This is a genomic window from Brevundimonas sp. UBA7664 (assembly GCF_002483305.1).
GTDB lineage: Bacteria > Pseudomonadota > Alphaproteobacteria > Caulobacterales > Caulobacteraceae > Brevundimonas.
Map to the genome: position 1 here is coordinate 182,380 of NZ_DLHQ01000026.1, position 17,550 is coordinate 199,929.

20 protein-coding genes and 1 tRNA gene are annotated in these 17,550 nt (G+C 68.3%); 9 read left to right on the forward strand and 12 right to left on the reverse strand.

Going from position 1 to position 17,550, the window contains the following annotated elements; translation table 11 throughout:
* Positions 1-2: 2 nt before the first annotated feature.
* Complete coding sequence (gene gyrA, locus B2742_RS06930) at positions 3-2,780, reverse strand: DNA gyrase subunit A (RefSeq protein ID WP_292064400.1); 2,778 nt, start codon at positions 2,778-2,780, stop codon at positions 3-5.
* Between the two features lie 166 nt (positions 2,781-2,946).
* Between gyrA and B2742_RS06935 the strand changes: the two genes are divergently transcribed.
* The 4 genes from B2742_RS06935 to B2742_RS06950 all read left to right on the forward strand — a co-directional run bounded on the left by B2742_RS06935 (position 2,947) and on the right by B2742_RS06950 (position 4,455).
* On the forward strand, positions 2,947-3,507 hold the full coding sequence (locus B2742_RS06935) for a superoxide dismutase family protein (RefSeq protein WP_414633052.1): 561 nt from the start codon (positions 2,947-2,949) through the stop codon (positions 3,505-3,507).
* A 39-nt stretch (positions 3,508-3,546) separates the two neighbouring features.
* Positions 3,547-3,945, forward strand: coding sequence for a DUF5990 family protein (locus tag B2742_RS06940; protein ID WP_292064406.1), 399 nt, complete (start codon positions 3,547-3,549; stop codon positions 3,943-3,945).
* An 81-nt stretch (positions 3,946-4,026) separates the two neighbouring features.
* Entirely contained in the window at positions 4,027-4,194 is a 168-nt protein-coding gene (gene rpmG / locus B2742_RS06945) for a 50S ribosomal protein L33 (protein ID WP_055830646.1), read from the forward strand.
* Positions 4,195-4,275: 81 nt separating this feature from the next.
* Positions 4,276-4,455: a hypothetical protein gene (locus tag B2742_RS06950; RefSeq protein WP_292064409.1), complete on the forward strand. Its 180-nt coding sequence runs from the start codon at positions 4,276-4,278 to the stop codon at positions 4,453-4,455.
* Positions 4,456-4,461: 6 nt separating this feature from the next.
* Here B2742_RS06950 and B2742_RS06955 read toward each other — a convergent pair whose 3' ends face one another.
* Entirely contained in the window at positions 4,462-5,826 is a 1,365-nt protein-coding gene (locus B2742_RS06955) for a PleD family two-component system response regulator (RefSeq protein WP_292064411.1), read from the reverse strand.
* Positions 5,827-5,832: 6 nt separating this feature from the next.
* Positions 5,833-6,198: a response regulator gene (locus tag B2742_RS06960; RefSeq protein WP_292064413.1), complete on the reverse strand. Its 366-nt coding sequence runs from the start codon at positions 6,196-6,198 to the stop codon at positions 5,833-5,835.
* 375 nt (positions 6,199-6,573) lie between these two features.
* On the opposite strand from B2742_RS06960, the gene B2742_RS06965 reads away from it, so the two are divergent.
* A complete protein-coding gene (locus B2742_RS06965) occupies positions 6,574-7,818 on the forward strand; it encodes a DNA polymerase IV (RefSeq protein ID WP_292064415.1) in 1,245 nt (414 codons plus the stop codon).
* 353 nt (positions 7,819-8,171) lie between these two features.
* Complete coding sequence (locus tag B2742_RS06970) at positions 8,172-9,584, forward strand: alkaline phosphatase PhoX (protein ID WP_292064416.1); 1,413 nt, start codon at positions 8,172-8,174, stop codon at positions 9,582-9,584.
* On the opposite strand, the gene B2742_RS06975 is transcribed toward B2742_RS06970, so the two are convergent.
* The gene (locus B2742_RS06975) at positions 9,553-10,620 is read right to left on the reverse strand and encodes a COX15/CtaA family protein (RefSeq protein ID WP_292064418.1); all 1,068 of its coding nucleotides are present in this window, start codon (positions 10,618-10,620) and stop codon (positions 9,553-9,555) included. The two genes, B2742_RS06970 and B2742_RS06975, sit on opposite strands and share 32 nt — an antisense overlap.
* A 134-nt stretch (positions 10,621-10,754) precedes the next feature.
* On the opposite strand from B2742_RS06975, the gene B2742_RS06980 reads away from it, so the two are divergent.
* The gene (locus B2742_RS06980) at positions 10,755-11,006 is read left to right on the forward strand and encodes a transglycosylase (protein WP_292064420.1); all 252 of its coding nucleotides are present in this window, start codon (positions 10,755-10,757) and stop codon (positions 11,004-11,006) included.
* A 1-nt stretch (position 11,007) separates the two neighbouring features.
* Positions 11,008-11,208: a DUF2842 domain-containing protein gene (locus B2742_RS06985; protein WP_292064421.1), complete on the forward strand. Its 201-nt coding sequence runs from the start codon at positions 11,008-11,010 to the stop codon at positions 11,206-11,208.
* Positions 11,209-11,271: 63 nt separating this feature from the next.
* On the opposite strand, the gene B2742_RS06990 is transcribed toward B2742_RS06985, so the two are convergent.
* The 7 genes from B2742_RS06990 to B2742_RS07020 all read right to left on the reverse strand — a co-directional run bounded on the left by B2742_RS06990 (position 11,272) and on the right by B2742_RS07020 (position 15,414).
* A tRNA-Pro gene (locus B2742_RS06990) sits at positions 11,272-11,348 on the reverse strand.
* Positions 11,349-11,402: 54 nt separating this feature from the next.
* A complete protein-coding gene (locus tag B2742_RS06995; protein WP_292064422.1) occupies positions 11,403-11,828 on the reverse strand; it encodes a MerR family transcriptional regulator in 426 nt (141 codons plus the stop codon).
* 5 nt (positions 11,829-11,833) lie between these two features.
* On the reverse strand, positions 11,834-12,142 hold the full coding sequence (locus B2742_RS07000; protein WP_292064424.1) for an integration host factor subunit alpha: 309 nt from the start codon (positions 12,140-12,142) through the stop codon (positions 11,834-11,836).
* A gap of 76 nt (positions 12,143-12,218) precedes the next feature.
* Positions 12,219-13,196: a beta-ketoacyl-ACP synthase III gene (locus B2742_RS07005; protein ID WP_292064426.1), complete on the reverse strand. Its 978-nt coding sequence runs from the start codon at positions 13,194-13,196 to the stop codon at positions 12,219-12,221.
* Positions 13,193-14,278, reverse strand: coding sequence for a phosphate acyltransferase PlsX (gene plsX, locus B2742_RS07010; RefSeq protein WP_292064427.1), 1,086 nt, complete (start codon positions 14,276-14,278; stop codon positions 13,193-13,195). The genes B2742_RS07005 and plsX overlap by 4 nt, the downstream gene beginning before the upstream one ends.
* 93 nt (positions 14,279-14,371) lie before the next feature.
* The gene (locus tag B2742_RS07015) at positions 14,372-14,884 is read right to left on the reverse strand and encodes a YceD family protein (protein ID WP_292064429.1); all 513 of its coding nucleotides are present in this window, start codon (positions 14,882-14,884) and stop codon (positions 14,372-14,374) included.
* Positions 14,881-15,414 carry a ubiquinol-cytochrome C chaperone family protein gene (locus B2742_RS07020; RefSeq protein WP_292064431.1) on the reverse strand — a complete coding sequence of 178 codons (534 nt, stop codon included), beginning with the start codon at positions 15,412-15,414 and terminating at the stop codon, positions 14,881-14,883. Before B2742_RS07020 ends, B2742_RS07015 begins: the two co-directional genes overlap by 4 nt.
* Positions 15,415-15,497: 83 nt before the next feature.
* Here B2742_RS07020 and B2742_RS07025 point away from each other — a divergent pair, with 83 nt between their 5' ends.
* A complete protein-coding gene (locus B2742_RS07025) occupies positions 15,498-15,974 on the forward strand; it encodes an outer membrane protein assembly factor BamE (RefSeq protein WP_292064433.1) in 477 nt (158 codons plus the stop codon).
* 111 nt (positions 15,975-16,085) lie between these two features.
* Here the strand turns inward: B2742_RS07025 and B2742_RS07030 are convergent.
* The coding region (locus B2742_RS07030) for a sodium/proton-translocating pyrophosphatase (RefSeq protein WP_292064434.1) at positions 16,086-17,550 on the reverse strand (1,465 nt) is incomplete at its 5' end.

Consider the following 17,550-nt stretch of genomic DNA (forward strand, 5'->3'; position numbering starts at 1 on the left):
GATCAGGCTTCGCCGTCGCCGTCCGCCGCCTCGCCCTCGACCGCGTCAGCCTCGCCGCCGCCGCTGTCCGGCAGACGTTCGACCGAGACGACCTTCTCGCCCTCCGCGGTCCGGAAGATGGTCACGCCCTGGCTCGACCGGCCGACGATGCGGACCTGATCGACCGGCGTGCGGATCATCTGCCCGCCCGACGTGACCAGCAACAGTTCGTCGCCGTCCTCGACCGGGAAGGAGGCTGCCAGGCGCGTGCCCGCGCGACCGCCCAGCCCATGGGCCGTCAGCCCCTGCCCACCCCGGCCCGTCCGCCGGTATTCATAGGCCGAGGAGCGCTTGCCGAAGCCGGTCTCGGTGACCGTCAGAATATACTGCTCGGCCGCGCCCAGCTCGGCGATACGCTCGACGCTGAGCACAGCGTCGCCGGTCGCCTCGTCATCGGCCTCGACCACGGTGGTCTCCTCGTCCGCCTCACCGGTCGCCCGGCGCATGGCGGTGGCGTGTTTGACATAGGCGGAGCGCTCGTCCGGCGTCGCATCGACCCGGCCCAGCACGGCCATGGAGATGACGGCGTCGTCCTTCTGCAGCCGCACGCCACGCACACCGGTCGAATCGCGGCCCTTGAAGACGCGTACATCATCGGCCTTGAAGCGGATGGCGCGGCCCAGGGCGGTCGTCAGCATGACGTCGTCCTCGGCGGTGCACAGGGCGACGCCGACCATGTGGTCGCCGTCCTCCAGCTTCATGGCGATCTTGCCGGCGCGGTTGACGGTGGCGAAGTCGCTCAGCTTGTTGCGGCGCACGTCGCCCGACCGGGTCGCGAACATGATGTCCAGGTTGCCCCACTCCGCCTCGTCCTCGGGCAGGGGCAGGACGTTCATGATCGAATCGCCCGGCTCGATCGGCAGCAGGTTGACGAACGCCTTGCCGCGCGACTGCGGATTGCCCAGCGGCAGACGCCAGGTCTTCAGCTTGTAGGCCTTGCCGTTGGTGGCGAAGAACAGCACCGGCGTGTGGGTCGAGGCCGAGAACACGCCGACGACGGCGTCATCCTCCTTCATCGCCACGCCGCTGCGGCCCTTGCCGCCGCGATGCTGGGTCCGATAGGCGTTCAGCGCCACGCGCTTCACGTAGCCGCCGTGGGTGACGGTGACGACCATGTCCTCGCGCGGGATCAGGTCCTCGTCTTCCAGCTCATAGTCGCCTTCGCCGATGATCGTCCGGCGCGGCACCGCGAACTCCTCGCGCACTTCCAGCAGGTCCGCGCGGATCACGCCCAGGATATTGGCGCGGTCGCTCAACAGGGTCAGGTGGCCCTGGATGGTGTCGGCCAGACCGCGCGCCTCGCCGAAGATGTCGTCCCGGCCGAGGCCGGTCAGGCGGCTGAGCGTCAGGCCCAGGATGGCGCGCGCCTGTTCGTCGGTCAGGTTCAGCTTGTCGCCCTCGACCAGCATGGAGCGCGGGTCGGCGATCAGCTCGATCAGGGCGATCATGTCGCCGACCGGCCAGCTCTTGGCCTGCAGCCGCTCGCGCGCCTCGGCCGGATCGGCCGAGCTGCGGATGATGTGGATGACCTCGTCGATATTGGCCACGGCCACGGCCAGACCGACCAGCACGTGTCCGCGGTCGCGGGCCTTGGCCAGTTCGAACTTGATGCGACGGACGACCACTTCCTCGCGGAACTCGAGGAAGGCCTCCAGCAGCTGGCGCAGGCCCATCTGGATCGGGCGGCCGTGGTTCAGCGCCAGCATGTTGACGCCGAACGAGCTCTGCATCGCCGTGAAGCGCCACAGCTGGTTCAGCACCACGTCGCCGGACGCGTCGCGCTTCAGCTCGATCACCATCCGCATGCCGTCGCGGTCGGATTCGTCGCGGACGTCGGAGATGCCCTCGATCCGCTTCTCGCGGACCATTTCGACGATGCGCTCGATCAGGGTCTGTTTGTTGACCTGGAACGGCAGCTGGGTGACCACGATGGCCTCGCGGTCCTTGCGGATCGTCTCGATCGTGGCGACGCCGCGCACGATGACCGAGCCCCGCCCGTCGCGCAGGGCGTTGCGCGGCGCCGTGCGGCCGAGGATCTCGCCGCCGGTCGGGAAGTCGGGGCCGGGCACGATATCCAGCAGGGCGTCGTCGGTGATCTCCGGATCGTCCAGCAGCGCCACACAGGCGTCGACGATCTCGCCGAGGTTATGCGGCGGGATGTTGGTCGCCATGCCGACGGCGATGCCGCCCGCGCCATTGACCAGCAGGTTCGGAATCCGCGCCGGCAGGACGACGGGCTCCATCTCCTTCTCGTCGTAGTTCGGCTGAAAATCGACCGTGTCCTTGTCGATGTCGGTCAGCAAGGCCGCCGCCGCCGGGGCCATGCGGCACTCGGTGTAACGCATCGAGGCCGGGGTATCGCCGTCGACCGAGCCGAAATTGCCCTGGCCGTCGACCAGCATCAGCCCCATCGAGAACGGCTGCGCCATCCGCACCAGCGCGTGATAGACGGACAAGTCCCCGTGCGGGTGGAACCGGCCCAGCACGTCGCCGACCACCCGCGCGCATTTCGAATAGCTGCGGTCCGGCGTCATCTTGGCTTCGTACATCGAGTACAGGATGCGGCGGTGCACGGGCTTCAGCCCGTCGCGCGCGTCCGGCAGGGCGCGGGACACGATCACGCTCATGGCGTAGTCGAGATACGAGCGCCTCAGCTCGTCCTCGATCGTGATGGTGGAAATGTCGCCGCCGCCGGCCCCCGACGTCGGAGGAAGGGCGTTATCGTAGCTGTCGTCAGTCAAGGAAATCAGGCTTTAAATGGCCGGAATCGGAACGTGATCCGCGAACAGGTTTTCTAGCATTCAGGCCTCGCCGAGGCAAAGAATCACGGTCGAAAAGCCGATCCTCGAAAGGACACACGCCATGCGCCTTCCTCTCATCGCCGCCGGACTGCTGACCCTGCCGCTGATGGCCTGCAATCCTGCCCCCGCGCCGGAGACCGCGACGCCGGACACGGCCGCCGAGGCCCCGGCCCCGCACGCGCCCGCCGGACGAGCTCCGGTCGGAGCCACGGCCCGCGCCAGCCTGGTCAACGGGACCGGCGAGAGCGCCGGCCGGGTCACCTTCCGCCAGGGCCCGACGGGCGTTCTGATCCGGGTCGAAGCCACCGGCCTGACCCCCGGCTGGCACGGCCTGCACCTGCACGGCGTCGGCCAGTGCGAGGGGCCGAAATTCACCAGCGCCGGCTCGCATGTGAAGCATGGCGATTCGACCGCCATGCATGGCCTGCTGAACGCCGACGGCCCCGAATCGGGCGACCTGCCGAACCTGTACGCCGGCGCCGACGGCCGCGGGTTCGCCGAGGTGTTCACCGCCGACGCCGCCCTGGTCGAGGGCGCGGGCGGTCCGAACCTGCTGGACGCCGACGGCGCCGCCATCCTGATCCACGCCGGGCCCGACGACCACACCGCCCAGCCGATCGGCGGTTCGGGCGACCGTGTGGCCTGCGGGATCATCACCTCGGGCTGAGGTCTTCCGGCGTCGGGCGCACCGGCCTAGTCTGGGCCCATGCCCGACGTCATGACGCTGCGCCTCATCATCGACGACCCGGTACCCGGCGTGCGCTACAGCCTGCAGAAGGACGACCTGCCGTTCGAGCCGCGCACGGCCGGCGAGGGCCCGCTCGCGTTCGAGCTTCCGGTCACCGTGCACCCGGACGGCCGCCTGACCGGCCCCTTCGTGCGCCGGGAAGGAGCGGAGCGCCGTTTCGTCTACATCCGCATCGGTACCTCGGCCGGCGATCACGCCGCCGCCTGGAGCCGACGGGCCAAGATCGACATCCACGACATCCCGCACGCCCTGCGCCTCCCCGGCGCGCGGCTGGAGGTGCATCTGCCGGGCCGCGGCAAGGACGGTTCCCCGGCCTGCGCCACCGTGCGACCCGTCACCGCGTGGCGGCCTGTCTGAGCGGCGTTGACTTTGGAGCGCGCCTGAGTATGTTCCGCGCCTCTCATTTCAGCGGCTTTCGCCGTCGCAAAGGTAATTCCGATGGCCAAGCCGGCTTCAATCAAGATCCGCCTGAACTCGTCCGCCGACACCGGCTTCTTCTACGTGACCAAGAAGAACGCCCGCACCATGACCGAGAAGATGGTCGTGAAGAAATACGACCCCGTCGTGCGCAAGCACGTCGAGTTCAAGGAAGGCAAGATCAAGTAAGGCTCGCGCCCTGCTGGATTTTCGAACGCCCGGTCCGTGATGGCCGGGCGTTTTTCTTTGTCCGCGTGCTAGACTGCCGGGATGACCGACCCCGACGAAGACCAGCCGGAAACGCCTCCGGAGACCTCCATCCAACGCGCCCTCCGCCTCAAGCAGGCGATCATCGACGCGCGGCCCAAACCGCCCCGCGGCGGCCGCTTCCAGCGCGAACAGGCGGCCAGCATAGCGACCGGCAAGTCCAAGCCGTGGATGAGCCGGTAGCGGCCGCTACGCCGCCCTTGCGATCACCTGGTTGCGACCGCGCGACTTGGCCTCATAGACCCCTTCGTCAGCCCGCTTGAGCAGGGCCTCCGGCGTATCGTCGAGCCCGGTGCTGGCCGCGACTCCGACCGAGACGGTGATGGTCAGCCCCTCGGCCCCGCCCATGATTGGGAATGGCTGGCCGCCGACGTCGCGGCGAATGCGGTCGGCGACATGGGTCGCGTCCTCCAGGCTGGCGCCCGGCATGACCACCACGAACTCCTCGCCGCCCAGACGACACGGCAGGTCGATGGCGCGGACATTGGTGGCCAGCCGCACCGCGAACTCGCGCAGCACCTCGTCGCCGGCGTCGTGGCCGAAGCCGTCATTGACCAGTTTGAAATGGTCGATGTCCATGACCAGCACGGCCACGCCATCGCCCCCCTGCCCCGCCCGGCTCATCAGCGCCTGCAGCTGTCCGGCCATGTAGCGGCGGTTGTGCAGCCCGGTCAGGGCGTCGGTGACCGCCATCTCGAGGCTGTAGTCCAGCTTCTGCTTGAGGAAGTCGGCATAGCGTTTGCGCTTGATCTGGGTGCGGGCCCGCGCCTCCAGCTCCTCCGGATCGACCGGGCGCGGCAGGATGTCATTGACCCCCAGCTCCAGCGCCTTCAGCAGGCGCGGCCGGTCGGCCGGATCAACCACCGCCAGGATCGGCATGCGCCGCGACGCCTCGGTCGACCGCACCTGGGCGACGAAGCGCAGGCCATCGAACTCGGCGCTGGAGACATTGACGATCATCAGGTCGACCGGACCGCGCGCCGCGATCAGGGCCGCGGCCGGGTCGCTCTCGACCGTCGGGCGGTGTTCGCCGGCCAGATGCTCGACCATCTTCTGGGCCTGACGCGCATTGTCGTCGACGATCAGCACCCGCCCGCCCGAGCCGCGCAGCCGTCCGGCGCCGTCGGTGTCGACCCCCAGCCGGCGGCCGCTCTCCTCGCGCTCGCGCAGTTCGTCCATCACGGACTTGAGCCGCAGCAGGGAGCGAACGCGGGCGAACAGGATGACGTCGTCGATCGGCTTGGTGACGAAGTCGTCGGCCCCGGCGTCCAGCCCCTTGAGCTTGTCCTCGCGCCCGTCCAGCGCGGTCACCAGCACCACGGGGATGTGTCGCGTCACCGGATCGGCCTTCAGCCGCCGGCAGGTCTCGAACCCGTCCATGCCGGGCATCATCACGTCCAGCAGGATGATGTCGGGCCGCTCATCGGAGGCGATCTGCAACGCCGTCAGGCCGTCGCCCGCGGTCAGCACCTCATAATATTCGAGCGTCAGCTTGGCCTCGAGCAGGCGAACATTCGGCTCGACGTCGTCAACGACAAGAATACGCGCCGTCATCGCTCGCTACCCCAGATGTTTCCGAACCACGTCGAGGAAATGCATCACCGAGATGGGCTTGGAGATATAGGCCTCGCATCCTCCGTTGCGGATGCGCTCCTCGTCGCCCTTCATGGCGAAGGCGGTGACGGCGACGACGGGGATGTGGCTGAGTTCCTCGTCGTCCTTCAGCCATTTGGTCACTTCCAGTCCGCTGATTTCCGGCAGCTGGATGTCCATCAGGATCAGGTCGGGCTTGTGCAGCCGCGCCAGCGCCAGCGCCTGCAGGCCCTCGCGGGTTTGCAGGGTCTCGTAGCCCTGGGAATCGAGCAGATCATGAAACAGCTTCATGTTCAGCTCGTTATCCTCGACGATGAGGACTTTCTTGGACATCATCACCTGGCCTGTCGCCTCATGGAGTGCGGCTGCACGGAGGCTTTTCGCCTTCTTCGTGGACTGTGACCCGAGGGGTCTTAAGTTGGCGTGAAGCGCCCGCGCGGGCGCCGGATCCGGTTTGGACGGAACGGCTGGTTCGTCACGAAGGACACGAAGAACCCACAAAGAACACGAAGAGATCGAGCTTGAGGCGCCGCAGGCATTCCAACTTTCGCGGGGCCAAGGCGCTGCGCGCGGCCATGAAACGCCGGTCCCTTCGTGACCTTCGTGGCTTCTTCCTTCGTGTCCTTTGTGATGAACCTCGGGTCTCACCCATCGCGCCCAGGGATGGCGATGGCGGGCCGCGATCGCCTCGGGCACAATCTCCTCCGCATGAAATCCATCTGCCGCGACTGCCTCCACACCGGCGACCACAAGGTCGACCGCTGCCCGGCCTGCGATTCGCGCCGGATGGTCGGCCACGACGAGCTCGACCGCCTGACCATCGCCCACCTCGACTGCGACGCCTTCTACGCCTCGGTGGAGAAGCGCGACCGCCCCGAACTGCGCGACCGGCCCGTCATCGTCGGCGGCGGCAAGCGCGGCGTGGTCTCCACCTGTTGCTACGTCGCCCGCCAGTACGGCGTTCACTCGGCCATGCCGATGTTCAAGGCGTTGAAGGCCTGTCCCGAGGCCGTGGTCATCAAGCCCGACTTCCGCAAATACGTCGCCGCCAGCGAGGCCATCTTCGGCGCCGTCGGCAAGCTGACGCCCCTGGTCCAGACCCTGTCGCTGGACGAGGCCTGGATCGACCTCGCCGGCACCGAGCGGCTGAACGGCGGCCCGCCGGCCTTTCAGCTGATCCGCCTGCAGCAACAGATCGAGACCGACACCGGCCTGACCGTCTCCATCGGCCTCGCGACCAACCGCTTCCTCGCCAAGGTGGCGTCCGAACTGGACAAGCCGCGCGGCTTCTCCGTCCTCGGGTCTGAGGCCTCCGCCGTGCTCGCGCCCCGCCCGGTCGGCATCCTGCCCGGCGTCGGTCCGGTTTTCCGCAAGACGCTGCAGAGCGACGGCTACGCCACGGTCGGCGATCTCGCCGCCGCCGATGTCCGCGATCTGGTCAAACGCTATGGCGAGACCGGCCTGCGCCTGCACGATCTCGCCCACGGCCGCGACGCCCGACGGGTCAATCCCGAGCACGACCGCAAGGGGATGAGCGCCGAGACCACCTTCAACGCGGACCTGACCTCGGTCGAAGACCTCGAGGCCGAGCTCTGGCCCCTGTGCGAAAAACTGGCCTCAAAAGCGCGGCGCGACGGCGTCGCCAGCCGGGTGCTGGTACTCAAGCTGCGGCGCACCGACTTCAAGATCGTCACCCGGCGGGTCAGCCTGCCCGAACCGGTCCAGACCGCCCGCGCCCTGTTCGCCGCCGGACGCGAGCTCATGGCCCCCGAACTCGGCCGCCCCTACCGCCTGATCGGCATCGGCATGGCCGAGGTCGTCGACGCCGTGGACGCCCCGGCCCTGTTCGAGACCACCGAGGCGCGGACGCTCAGGACCGAGACCGCCATCGACCGGCTGCGAGCGAAATTCGGGGCGAAGGCGGTGGTCGCCGGGCGCGCGTTGAAGGATTGAGACGCCCCTCTCCCATTGGGAGAGGGCTTGAGCGCACGGCGGCGGAGCCGTCGTTCTTGCGCGAAAGGGTGTGGGTCGCCCGCCGGGGGGCGGCTTCGCCGCCTCAACCAGCCGACCCACATCCGAGCGGCTTCGCCGCCCACCTTCTCCCAATGGGAGAAGGAAACTAAGCGCTGCCAATCCGCCGATTGCCAGCATATCCCGCGCCGCGAACCCCCTGACTCCGCACGTCTTCCCAAATATGCAGCGACCGACCGTGCACGCGGACGGCGCGGACTCACGCCTGTCACGGAACCATGATGACCCGATCGCCCGCCGCCGTCATAAGCAGGGCAGCCCCGTCCGGAGTCCCCATGCGCCCCCATCGTCGTGACCTCATCGCCGGCTCGGCCGCCGCCTTCGCCTTCGCCGGCCTCGCCCGCAGCGTGGCGGCCCAGACCGCGGCGACCGAAGAGACCTACGTCAATCAGGTCCACGGCTATGGTCCGCTGGTGAGCGATCCCAACCGCCTGCTCGACCTGCCCGAGGGCTTTTCCTACCAGGTCATCTCCCAGAGCGGCGACACCATGGATGACGGCCTGTTCGTCCCGGGCCAGCCCGACGGCATGGGCTGTTTCGCCCTCGACGGCCCGCGCGTCGCCCTGGTGCGCAACCACGAACTGAAGGGCTCCAGCGCCCTGCACCGGAACCTCGGCCCAGGCGGCTTCCATCAGGAGCGGATCGGCCTTCTGGATCCGGCCCGCGCCTATGACACCTACAAGGACGGGCGGGTGCTGCCGGGCGGCACGACGACGCTGATCTACGATCTCGAGACCCGCCGCACCGTGCGCCAGTTCCTCTCGCTGGCCGGCACCAGCACCAACTGCGCCGGCGGCCACACCCCCTGGGGCAGCTGGCTGACCTGCGAGGAAACCGAGCAGACGCCCGCCGCTGCGGACGTGACCAAAGACCACGGCTATGTCTTCGAGGTGCCCGCCGACGCCACCGGCCTGGTCGTCCCCGTCCCGTTGAAGGCCATGGGGCGGTTCGAGCATGAGGCGGTCTGCGTCGATCCGCGTACCGGCATCGTCTACCTCACCGAGGACAAGACCGACGGCCTGTTCTACCGCTTCATCCCGACCACGCCCGGCAAGCTGGCCGAGGGCGGCCGGCTCCAGGCCATGGCGTTCAAGGGCAAGCCCGGCGCGAACACGACCAACCATGACGCCCGCGAATGGGCCGTCAACGACTGGCGCGAGGTCGTCTGGATCGACATGGACGACGTCGAGTCGCCCAACGGCGACCTGCGCCAGCGCGGTCACGCCGCCGGCGCCGCCCTGGTGGCGCGCGGCGAGGGCGTTTTCTGGGGCGACGGCGAGCTCTACATGACCGCCACCTCCGGCGGCCCGCTGAAGCGCGGTCAGATCCTGCGCTATGTCCCCTCGCGGATCGAAGGCCGGCGTGGCGAGAGCCTCATGCCGGGCCGGATGCAGCTGTTCCTCGAGAGCGCCGACATCCGGGTCGCCAACATGGCCGACAACCTCATCGTCGCGCCCTGGGGTCACCTGATCCTGTGCGAGGACAACTACTCCAGCGACCTGCGCAACCACCTCAAGGGCGTCACCCCCGACGGCAAGGTCTATACGATCGGCCGCAACGTCTTCACCGGCAACGCCGAGTTCGCGGGGGCCTGTTTCTCGCCCGACGGATCGGTGATGTTCGTCAACATCATGTACCCGGGGATCACCTTCGCGATCAGAGGCCCCTGGACCTCGGTCCGGACGTAAACAGCCGCGCCTGCGAGCGCCGCACCAGCCACAGGTTGACGGTCGCCGCCGCCAGCACCAGCGCCGCGCCGGCCTGGTGCAGGGCGCCGAGCCAGAGCGGCGTGGCGTTCATCAGGGTGGCGATGCCCAGCAGGGCCTGCAGCCACAGCGCCGCCGCGACCGCGAACGCCGCCGCGCCCAGCCCCTCGGCCAGCCGCCACCGCCACGCCTGCACCGCATAGACCGTCCCGCCGATCAGCAGCCCATAGGCCCAGATCCGGTGATTGAACTGCACCAGCGCCTGGTCATGCAGGAAGGCCAGCGCTCCATTGCCCCACGCCACTGGCGCGAGGAACGCCCCGTTCATCAGCGGCCAGTCGGTATAGACGAAGCCCGCCTTGGCCCCCGCCACCAGCCCGCCCAGCAGGCACTGGACGAAGACCGCGCCGAGCAGGATGGCCGCGCCCCGGCTCCAGACCACCGGCGGGCGACTGTGCGGCTCGCCGTTCCAGGCCTCCAGCCCGGTCCAGACCAGCCCCATGAAGATCAGCAGCGCCAGGCCCAGGTGCACCGTCAGCCGCTCGGGCGCGACATCGACCCGCTCCGACAGACCGCTCGACACCATCCACCAGCCGATCAGCCCCTGTAGTCCGCCGAGGACGAGCAGAACCGCGCAGCGCACGATCAGCCGCCGCGGCATCTGGCGCAGGATCAGGAAGACCGCGAACGGCAGGGCGAAGGCCGCGCCGATCAGCCGCCCCAGCAGCCGATGCGCCCACTCCCACCAGAAGATGCCCTGGAACTCGGCCATGCTCATGCCGGCGTTGACCTGCTGGTATTGCGGAATGGCGCGGTATTTTTCGAACGCCTCGTTCCAGTCGGCCGCGTTCATCGGCGGCAGGGCGCCCATGATCGGCTTCCATTCCGTGATCGACAGGCCCGATCCGGTCAGGCGGGTGACTCCCCCGACCACGACCATGGCGAACACCAGGGCGGCGCAGGCGAACAGCCAGATGGCGACCGCGCGGTTCTGATCGCCACCGATGAAACGCTTCATTCGACGCCTGCCGTCCCGACCGTTACAGTGCCCGCGCGTCCTTGGATCGCGCCGGCCCCAGCGGTATGCCCCCGCTGTGCGGCGAGATCGAGTCGCTTTTCGGCGTCGCATCGCCGCAAGTCTGGAGAGGCCGGTTGCAATACCTCGACATCGCCATCGCCGTCCTCGGCGCCTTCGCCCTCGCCTGGCTGGCCGATCTGGTCACCGGCCGCCGCGGCCTGTTCGCCACCTCGCTGGTTTCGGCCGTCGCCGCCGTCTGCGGCTGGTTCCTGGCCGTCCGCGTCTTCGCCGTCGGGACCATGGACGGCTGGACCTGGGTGCTCTGGTCGCTGGCCGCCTCGGCCCTCGCCCTGGGCGGCTTCTTCCTGTTCCGGAGCAAGCGCTGACATGGGCCCGAGGACCCGTCGCTTCGTCGCCATGATCGCCGTGCTGGTCTTCGTCGCGGCATGGATCTGGGGCGCGATCGCACTCCGCGGCCTGCTGCCGCCGGGCCAGTTGATCGACCTGCTGGTCTACGCCGTCGCCGGCGTCGGCTGGGGCGTGCCCCTCTATCCGCTGTTCAAATGGGCCGAAGGCGGCAAGTCCTGACCGCAATTGGAAAGGGGCCGCCCGAAAGCGACCCCTTCAACCAACCGTCTTCATTGCGGAAGATGGTCGGAGCGACAGGATTCGAACCTGCGACCCCTTGACCCCCAGTCAAGTGCGCTACCAGGCTGCGCCACGCTCCGAGAGGCGCTCCCTATAGACGGGGTTCGCGGCGGCGCAAACCGAAAAAGCCGCCGTCAGGCGCTTCTGGTCAGCACCACTTCCAGTCGGGCCCGCGCGCCCTCCAGTTCGGCCAGCACCTGACGCAGCCGGATCGACGACGGACCGCCGCCCCCGGCCGCCGGGACCGTCGCCGGCGCGGCCCCGTCGGGCTCGAACGTCACCGCCCCCTCGGGGTCGCCATAGTGGGCCAGACGCTTCAGCCCCTGTTCCTTGTGCAGCCGCTGGACGCCCTTGATGGTCAGGCCTTCCTCATGCAGCAGGCGCTTGACCGACTTCAGCAGGACCACATCCTGCGGCCGGTAGAAGCGCCGGCCACCGGCCCGTTTGAGCGGGGTCAGAAACGCAAACTTCGTCTCCCAGAAGCGAAGCACATGCTGGGGGGCGCCGACCTCGGCCGCCGCTTCGGAGATGGTTCTGAAGGCGTTCGGGCTCTTGGCCACGGGCGTCAGGCGCTCACGACGGCGTCGTGAACCCGGCCCTTCATGATCTGCGAGGCGCGGAAGCTGATGACCCGGCGCGGGTGGATCGCCGCCGGTTGGCCGGTCTTGGGATTGCGGCCCATCCGGGCGCGCTTCTCGCGGACCTGGAAGACGCCGAAGCCGGACAGTTTCACGGTCTCGCCGCGTTCCAGCGATTCGATGATCAGCTCGAGCGTGCGCTCGACCAGGGCCGAGCACTCCTGTCGCGACAGCCCCACTTCTTCGTGCACCGCCTCGCACAGGTCCGCACGCGTCAGGGTCTGATGTTCAGCCAAAGGTCCGCTCCCCTCCAAAGGTCGGTCGGCGGACATAAAAGGCCAAGCGTCGTCAAATGGAAAGCTGGAAATCGCCCTACAGACGAAACGCGCAAGCGCCCCAGGTCAGACCGCCGCCCATGGCTTCCAGCAGAACCAGATCGCCGCGCTTGATGCGGCCGTCCTGAATCGCGGCGTCCAGCGCCAGGGGGATGGAGGCCGCCGAGGTGTTGGCGTGGATGGCCACCGTCGAGATCACCTTGTTCTCATCCAGCCCCAGCCGGTCGCCGACGCCCTTGATGATGCGCTGGTTGGCCTGGTGGGGCACGAACCAGTCGACGTCGGCCACCTCGATCCCGGAGGCGGCGCAGGCGGCGGTGATGGCCTCGGCGATATTGACCACGGCGTGGCGGAAGACCTGGTTCCCGGCCATGCGCAGATGGCCGACCGTGCCCGTGGTCGCGGGTCCTCCGTCGACATACAGCAGGTCGGTCTTGGTCCCGTCGCAGCGCAGGGCGAATCCCAGCAGCCCTTGATCTTCCTTGGTCCCCTGCCCCTCGCGCGGCTCGACCACGACGCAGCCGGCCCCGTCGCCGAACAGCACGCAGGTCGACCGGTCGGTCCAGTCCATCAGCCGGGTCATTTCCTCGGCGCCGATGATCAGGGCGCATTTCGCCATGCCGCGGGCGACAAAGCCATCCGCGATGCTGAGCGCATAGACGAAGCCCGAACAAACGGCCTGGACGTCAAAGGCGATGCAGGTCGGGGCGCCGATCTTGCGCTGGACGATCGAGGCGACGGACGGGAAGGTCATGTCGGGCGTGGTCGTGGCGACGATGATCAGATCGACCTCGGCGGCGGTCCGGCCGGCGTCGGCCAGGGCCCGTTTCGCGGCTTCCACGGCCAGATCGCTGGTCGGCTGGTCATCGCGGGCGCGGTGGCGCTGTTTGATGCCCGTGCGCTCCTGGATCCACTCGTCCGAGGTGTCGACGATCTTCGCCAGGTCGGCGTTGGTGACGACCTGTTCCGGCAGGAAGGAGCCGACGCCGGTCACGGCGCTGCGGATAACGCTCACTGGGGAGTCTCCATGGCCGGTTCCACCGTGACGGCGGCCGGCTGTTCGAGCACGGCGGTCAGGCGGCTGAAACTCTCGCTGACCTTGATCAGATAGTCGCTGCGGCCCAGCTCGACCGCGACGCGGATGGCGTTGCCGAATCCCTTGGCGTCGGCGCCGCCGTGACTCTTCACCACAATCCCGTTCAGACCCAGCAGGGGTCCGCCGTTGATCGCGCTGGGGTCGATCTTCTGGCGCATCCGCTTCAGGGCCGGCAAGGCCAGCAGGGCCCCGGCCTTGGCCATCGGGCTCGACGTCAGCGCCGCCTTCATCAGTTCCGAAATGTAGCGCGCCACGCCTTCGGCGGTCTTCAGCGCGATATTGCCGGTGAAGCCGTCGGTGACCACGACATCGACCGTGCCCTTGGCGATGTCGGTGCCCTCGACGAAGCCCCGGTAGTCGAGGTTCAGCCCGGCGCCGCCTTCGCGCAGGATACGGTTCGCCTCGCGGACCTCCTCATGGCCCTTCATCTCCTCGGAGCCGACGTTGAGGATGCCGATGGTCGGCTTGACGCCGCCGTGCACCGCCGCGTGGAAGGCCTCGCCCATGATGGCGAATTCGATCAGCTGTTCCGCGTCGCTCTCGATATTGGCGCCGACGTCGAGGACGGCGGTGATGCCGCGGTGGGTCGGCCAGCTGGCGACGATCGCCGGCCGCTCCAGCCCGTGCGCCGACATCCGCAGCAGCAGTTTGGAGATCGCCATCAGGGCGCCGGTGTTGCCGGCGGAGACGACGGCGCCGGCCTCACCGGACTTCACCGCCTCGATCGCATTCCACAGGCTGGAGCCCTTGCCGCGGCGCATGGCCTGGGCGGGCTTCTCGTCCATGGCCACGACCTTGTCGGTATGGCGCACGACGCAGAGATCGTCGCTCAGACTGTGCCGGGTCATCTCGGCCCGGATCGCGGTCTCGTCGCCATGCAGCATGAAGCGCACGCCCTCGCCGCCATGGCGTTTGCGGTAGTCGCTCACGCCGGCCACCACGACGGGCGGACCGTGGTCTCCGCCCATGGCGTCGAGCGAAATCAGGATCGGGGATGACAAGCCGTTTCGACTCCGTCGCGCCGGCAGTCCGGCGCTTGTCAGTTTGACGACGATAGCGCCGCACCGGGGGGATGCAACCACGCCGCCCCTGCGTCAACTGTCGTCGGACGGCCGAAGCTGCTTCAGCACGGCGAAGGGCGAGATTTCCTCGGGTTCCGGCGGCTGGACGAATTCGGCGCCGGGCTTGCGCGGGAACGGATCCAGCCGCAGGGCCAGTTGTTCGACGGCATACTGACCGAGGTCGATCTGGCCGTTCTCGATCAGGTCGGGCGATTCGTCGTCCATGGTGATGACGATCTCGTCGGACTCCTCGTCCACAGCCTCGGCGAGGTTGAGAACGAAGGGTGCGTCGATCTCGAGCGGCAGCGGCTCAAGGGTGATGCCGCAGGTCTGGGCCAGACTGGCCCGAACCCGGCCCGACAGCCGCCAGCCGGCGTCCGTCGGCTTCAGATCCATCTCGGCGGTGAACGCGTCCAGCGACGCGAGGTCCAGCGCCTTGACGATCCGGGCCCGGGCCGCCGCGTCGGGTTCGAGCGTCCGCTTTGCGCCCCCGGCCACCTGATGCAGCCGAACCGGCTCGCTGTAAGGAAGGTCAGGAAGGGTCATTCGCTCACCTCGGCCCAGGCCGGGGCGTCGGCCACGGCGTCGAACGACTGCGCGGCCAGCCGGGCGCGGCTGGCGAGGGCATAGGCCGCGAGGGCCTCGCCCGCCCCGGCGTCTTCGCTCTCGTACACATTGCGGGCCAGTCCGGCCGCCAGTCCGCTGGCGTCGCCGTCCCGCAGGCGCGGCTCATAGGCGGTCATCCGGCCGTAGAGGGCCTCGCCCAGCTTGCGCATCTTCTTGCCGACCGAAACGTCGCCCACGCCCAGTTCGCGCAGGGCATGGTCCAGGGCCGAGACATAGATGTTGAACAGATCCTGCCCGGCCTCGGCGCCGCGCTCGCCCTCGTCGCGCAGCCGCATGACCAGAAGCAGGACATGCAGGGTATAGATCTCGAACCGCGCGTCGATACGGTCGGCCACGCCCAGCCGGGTATAGAAGGCCGGCTCGCGCGCCTGACGCACGGCAGCCTCATACAGCGTCTGGCCCAGACGCTCGCGGGGACGGGTTCGAAACAGGTTCTGAAGCATGATCATACGGCCCCTTTTCCGCCGCGCCGTTGAACTAAGGCTCGGGTCCGGTTAGGTCAAAGACCTTGTTGAAGTCGCAGGCGCCGCAAATGCTTCGTACGAACCTCCTGATCGCCGCTCTTTCGGCCGCGGCCCTGACCTCGGCCTGCGCCCCCACCGTGGGTCAGAACGGCTTTCAGGCCATCGACGCCCGGCCGGCCGACATCGTCGCCGGCACGGACACCAAACAGACCGTGCTGGCCCGTCTGGGCTCGCCGTCGACGACCTCGACCTTCGAGCGCGACAATGTCTGGTACTACATCAGCCAGGTGACCGAGAAATACACCTACAACCGGCCCCAGGTGACCCAGCGGACCGTGACCGAGATCACCTTCGATGACGCCGGCCAGGTCGCCGAGGTCCGCACCCTCGGGCTCGACGACGGCGAACGTGTGGCCATGAACGACCGCGAAACCCCGACCCGCGGGCGTCAGTTGACCATCCTCGAGCAGTTGCTCGGCAACATCGGGCGCGGCCAGCTGCCCCGCACCGACGAGGACGAGCCGGGCCAGCAGCGCCGGGAATAGTCTACCGCTTCACCGCCATCACGAAGAAGGCCCCGGAGATCGCTCTCCGGGGCCTCTTTGATGGGCGACCGCCGCGCCCCCGAGGGGGACGCGGCGGCTAGTGTTGGCGGATCAGAACACCTTGCCGCTGGCCAGAACCGCCAGCAGCAGCAGGGCCACGATGTTGGTGATCTTGATCATCGGGTTCACCGCCGGACCGGAGGTGTCCTTGTAGGGATCGCCGACCGTGTCGCCGGTGACGGCGGCCTTGTGAGCCTCCGACCCCTTGCCGTGGACGACGCCGTTCTTGTCGGTGAAGCCCTCTTCGATCACCTTCTTGGCGTTGTCCCACGCGCCGCCGCCCGAGGTCATCGAGATGGCGACGAACAGACCGGTGACGATGACGCCCATCAGCATGGCGCCCAGGGCGGCGAAGGCCGTGGCCTTGTCCGAGATCGACAGCACGGCGACGAACAGGACGATCGGCGACAGCACCGGCAGCAGCGACGGCACGATCATCTCCTTGATCGCCGCCTTGGTCAGGATGTCGACGGCCCGGCCGTACTCGGGCTTGACCTCATAGGTCATGATGCCCGGGTTCTCGCGGAACTGGCGACGCACCTCGGCCACGACCGACTCGGCCGCGCGACCGACCGCCATCATCGACATGCCGCCGAACAGGAAGGGCAGCAGCCCCCCGAACAGCAGGCCGACGACGACATAGGGGTTGGTCAGGCCGAAATCGATCTCGGCCATGCCGGCGAAGAAGGGATAGAGCTCCGGATTGGCGGCGAAATAGTCCAGGTCGGACGTATAGGCCGCGAACAGCACCAGGGCGCCGAGACCGGCCGAACCGATGGCGTAGCCCTTGGTGACGGCCTTGGTGGTGTTGCCGACCGCGTCGAGGGCGTCGGTCGAGTGACGGACTTCCGAGGGAAGACCCGCCATTTCGGCGATGCCGCCGGCGTTGTCGGTGACCGGACCGAAGGCGTCGAGCGCGACGATCATGCCCGCCACGCCCAGCATGGTCGTGGTGGCGATGGCGATGCCGAACAGGCCGGCCAGCTGATACGAGGCGACGATGCCGACGATGATGGTCAGCGCCGGCAGGGCGGTCGACTCGAGCGAGACGGCCAGCCCCTGGATCACGTTGGTGCCGTGGCCCGAAACCGAGGCGTTGGCGACCGAGCGCACCGGGCGGAAGTTCGAGCCCGTGTAGTATTCCGTGATGACCACGATGGCCGCGGTGACCAGAAGGCCGACCATGCCGGACCAGAACAGGCTCATCGGTTCGATGGTCAGACCGGTGTTGGTGACGATCGGGCCGGCGACCAGGCCGTCGATGACGAAATAGACGGCGATGGCCGACAGCACGCCGGTGACGATCAGGCCCTGATACAGGGCGCCCATAATGTTCTGGCTCTTGCCCAGACGCACGAAGAACGAGCCGATGATCGAGGTGACGACGCAGATGCCGCAGATGGCCAGCGGCAGCAGCATCATGGTGTCGACGTAGGGCTGGTCGCGGAAGAAGATCGCCGCCAGCACCATGGTGGCGACCGTGGTCACCGCATAGGTCTCGAACAGGTCGGCGGCC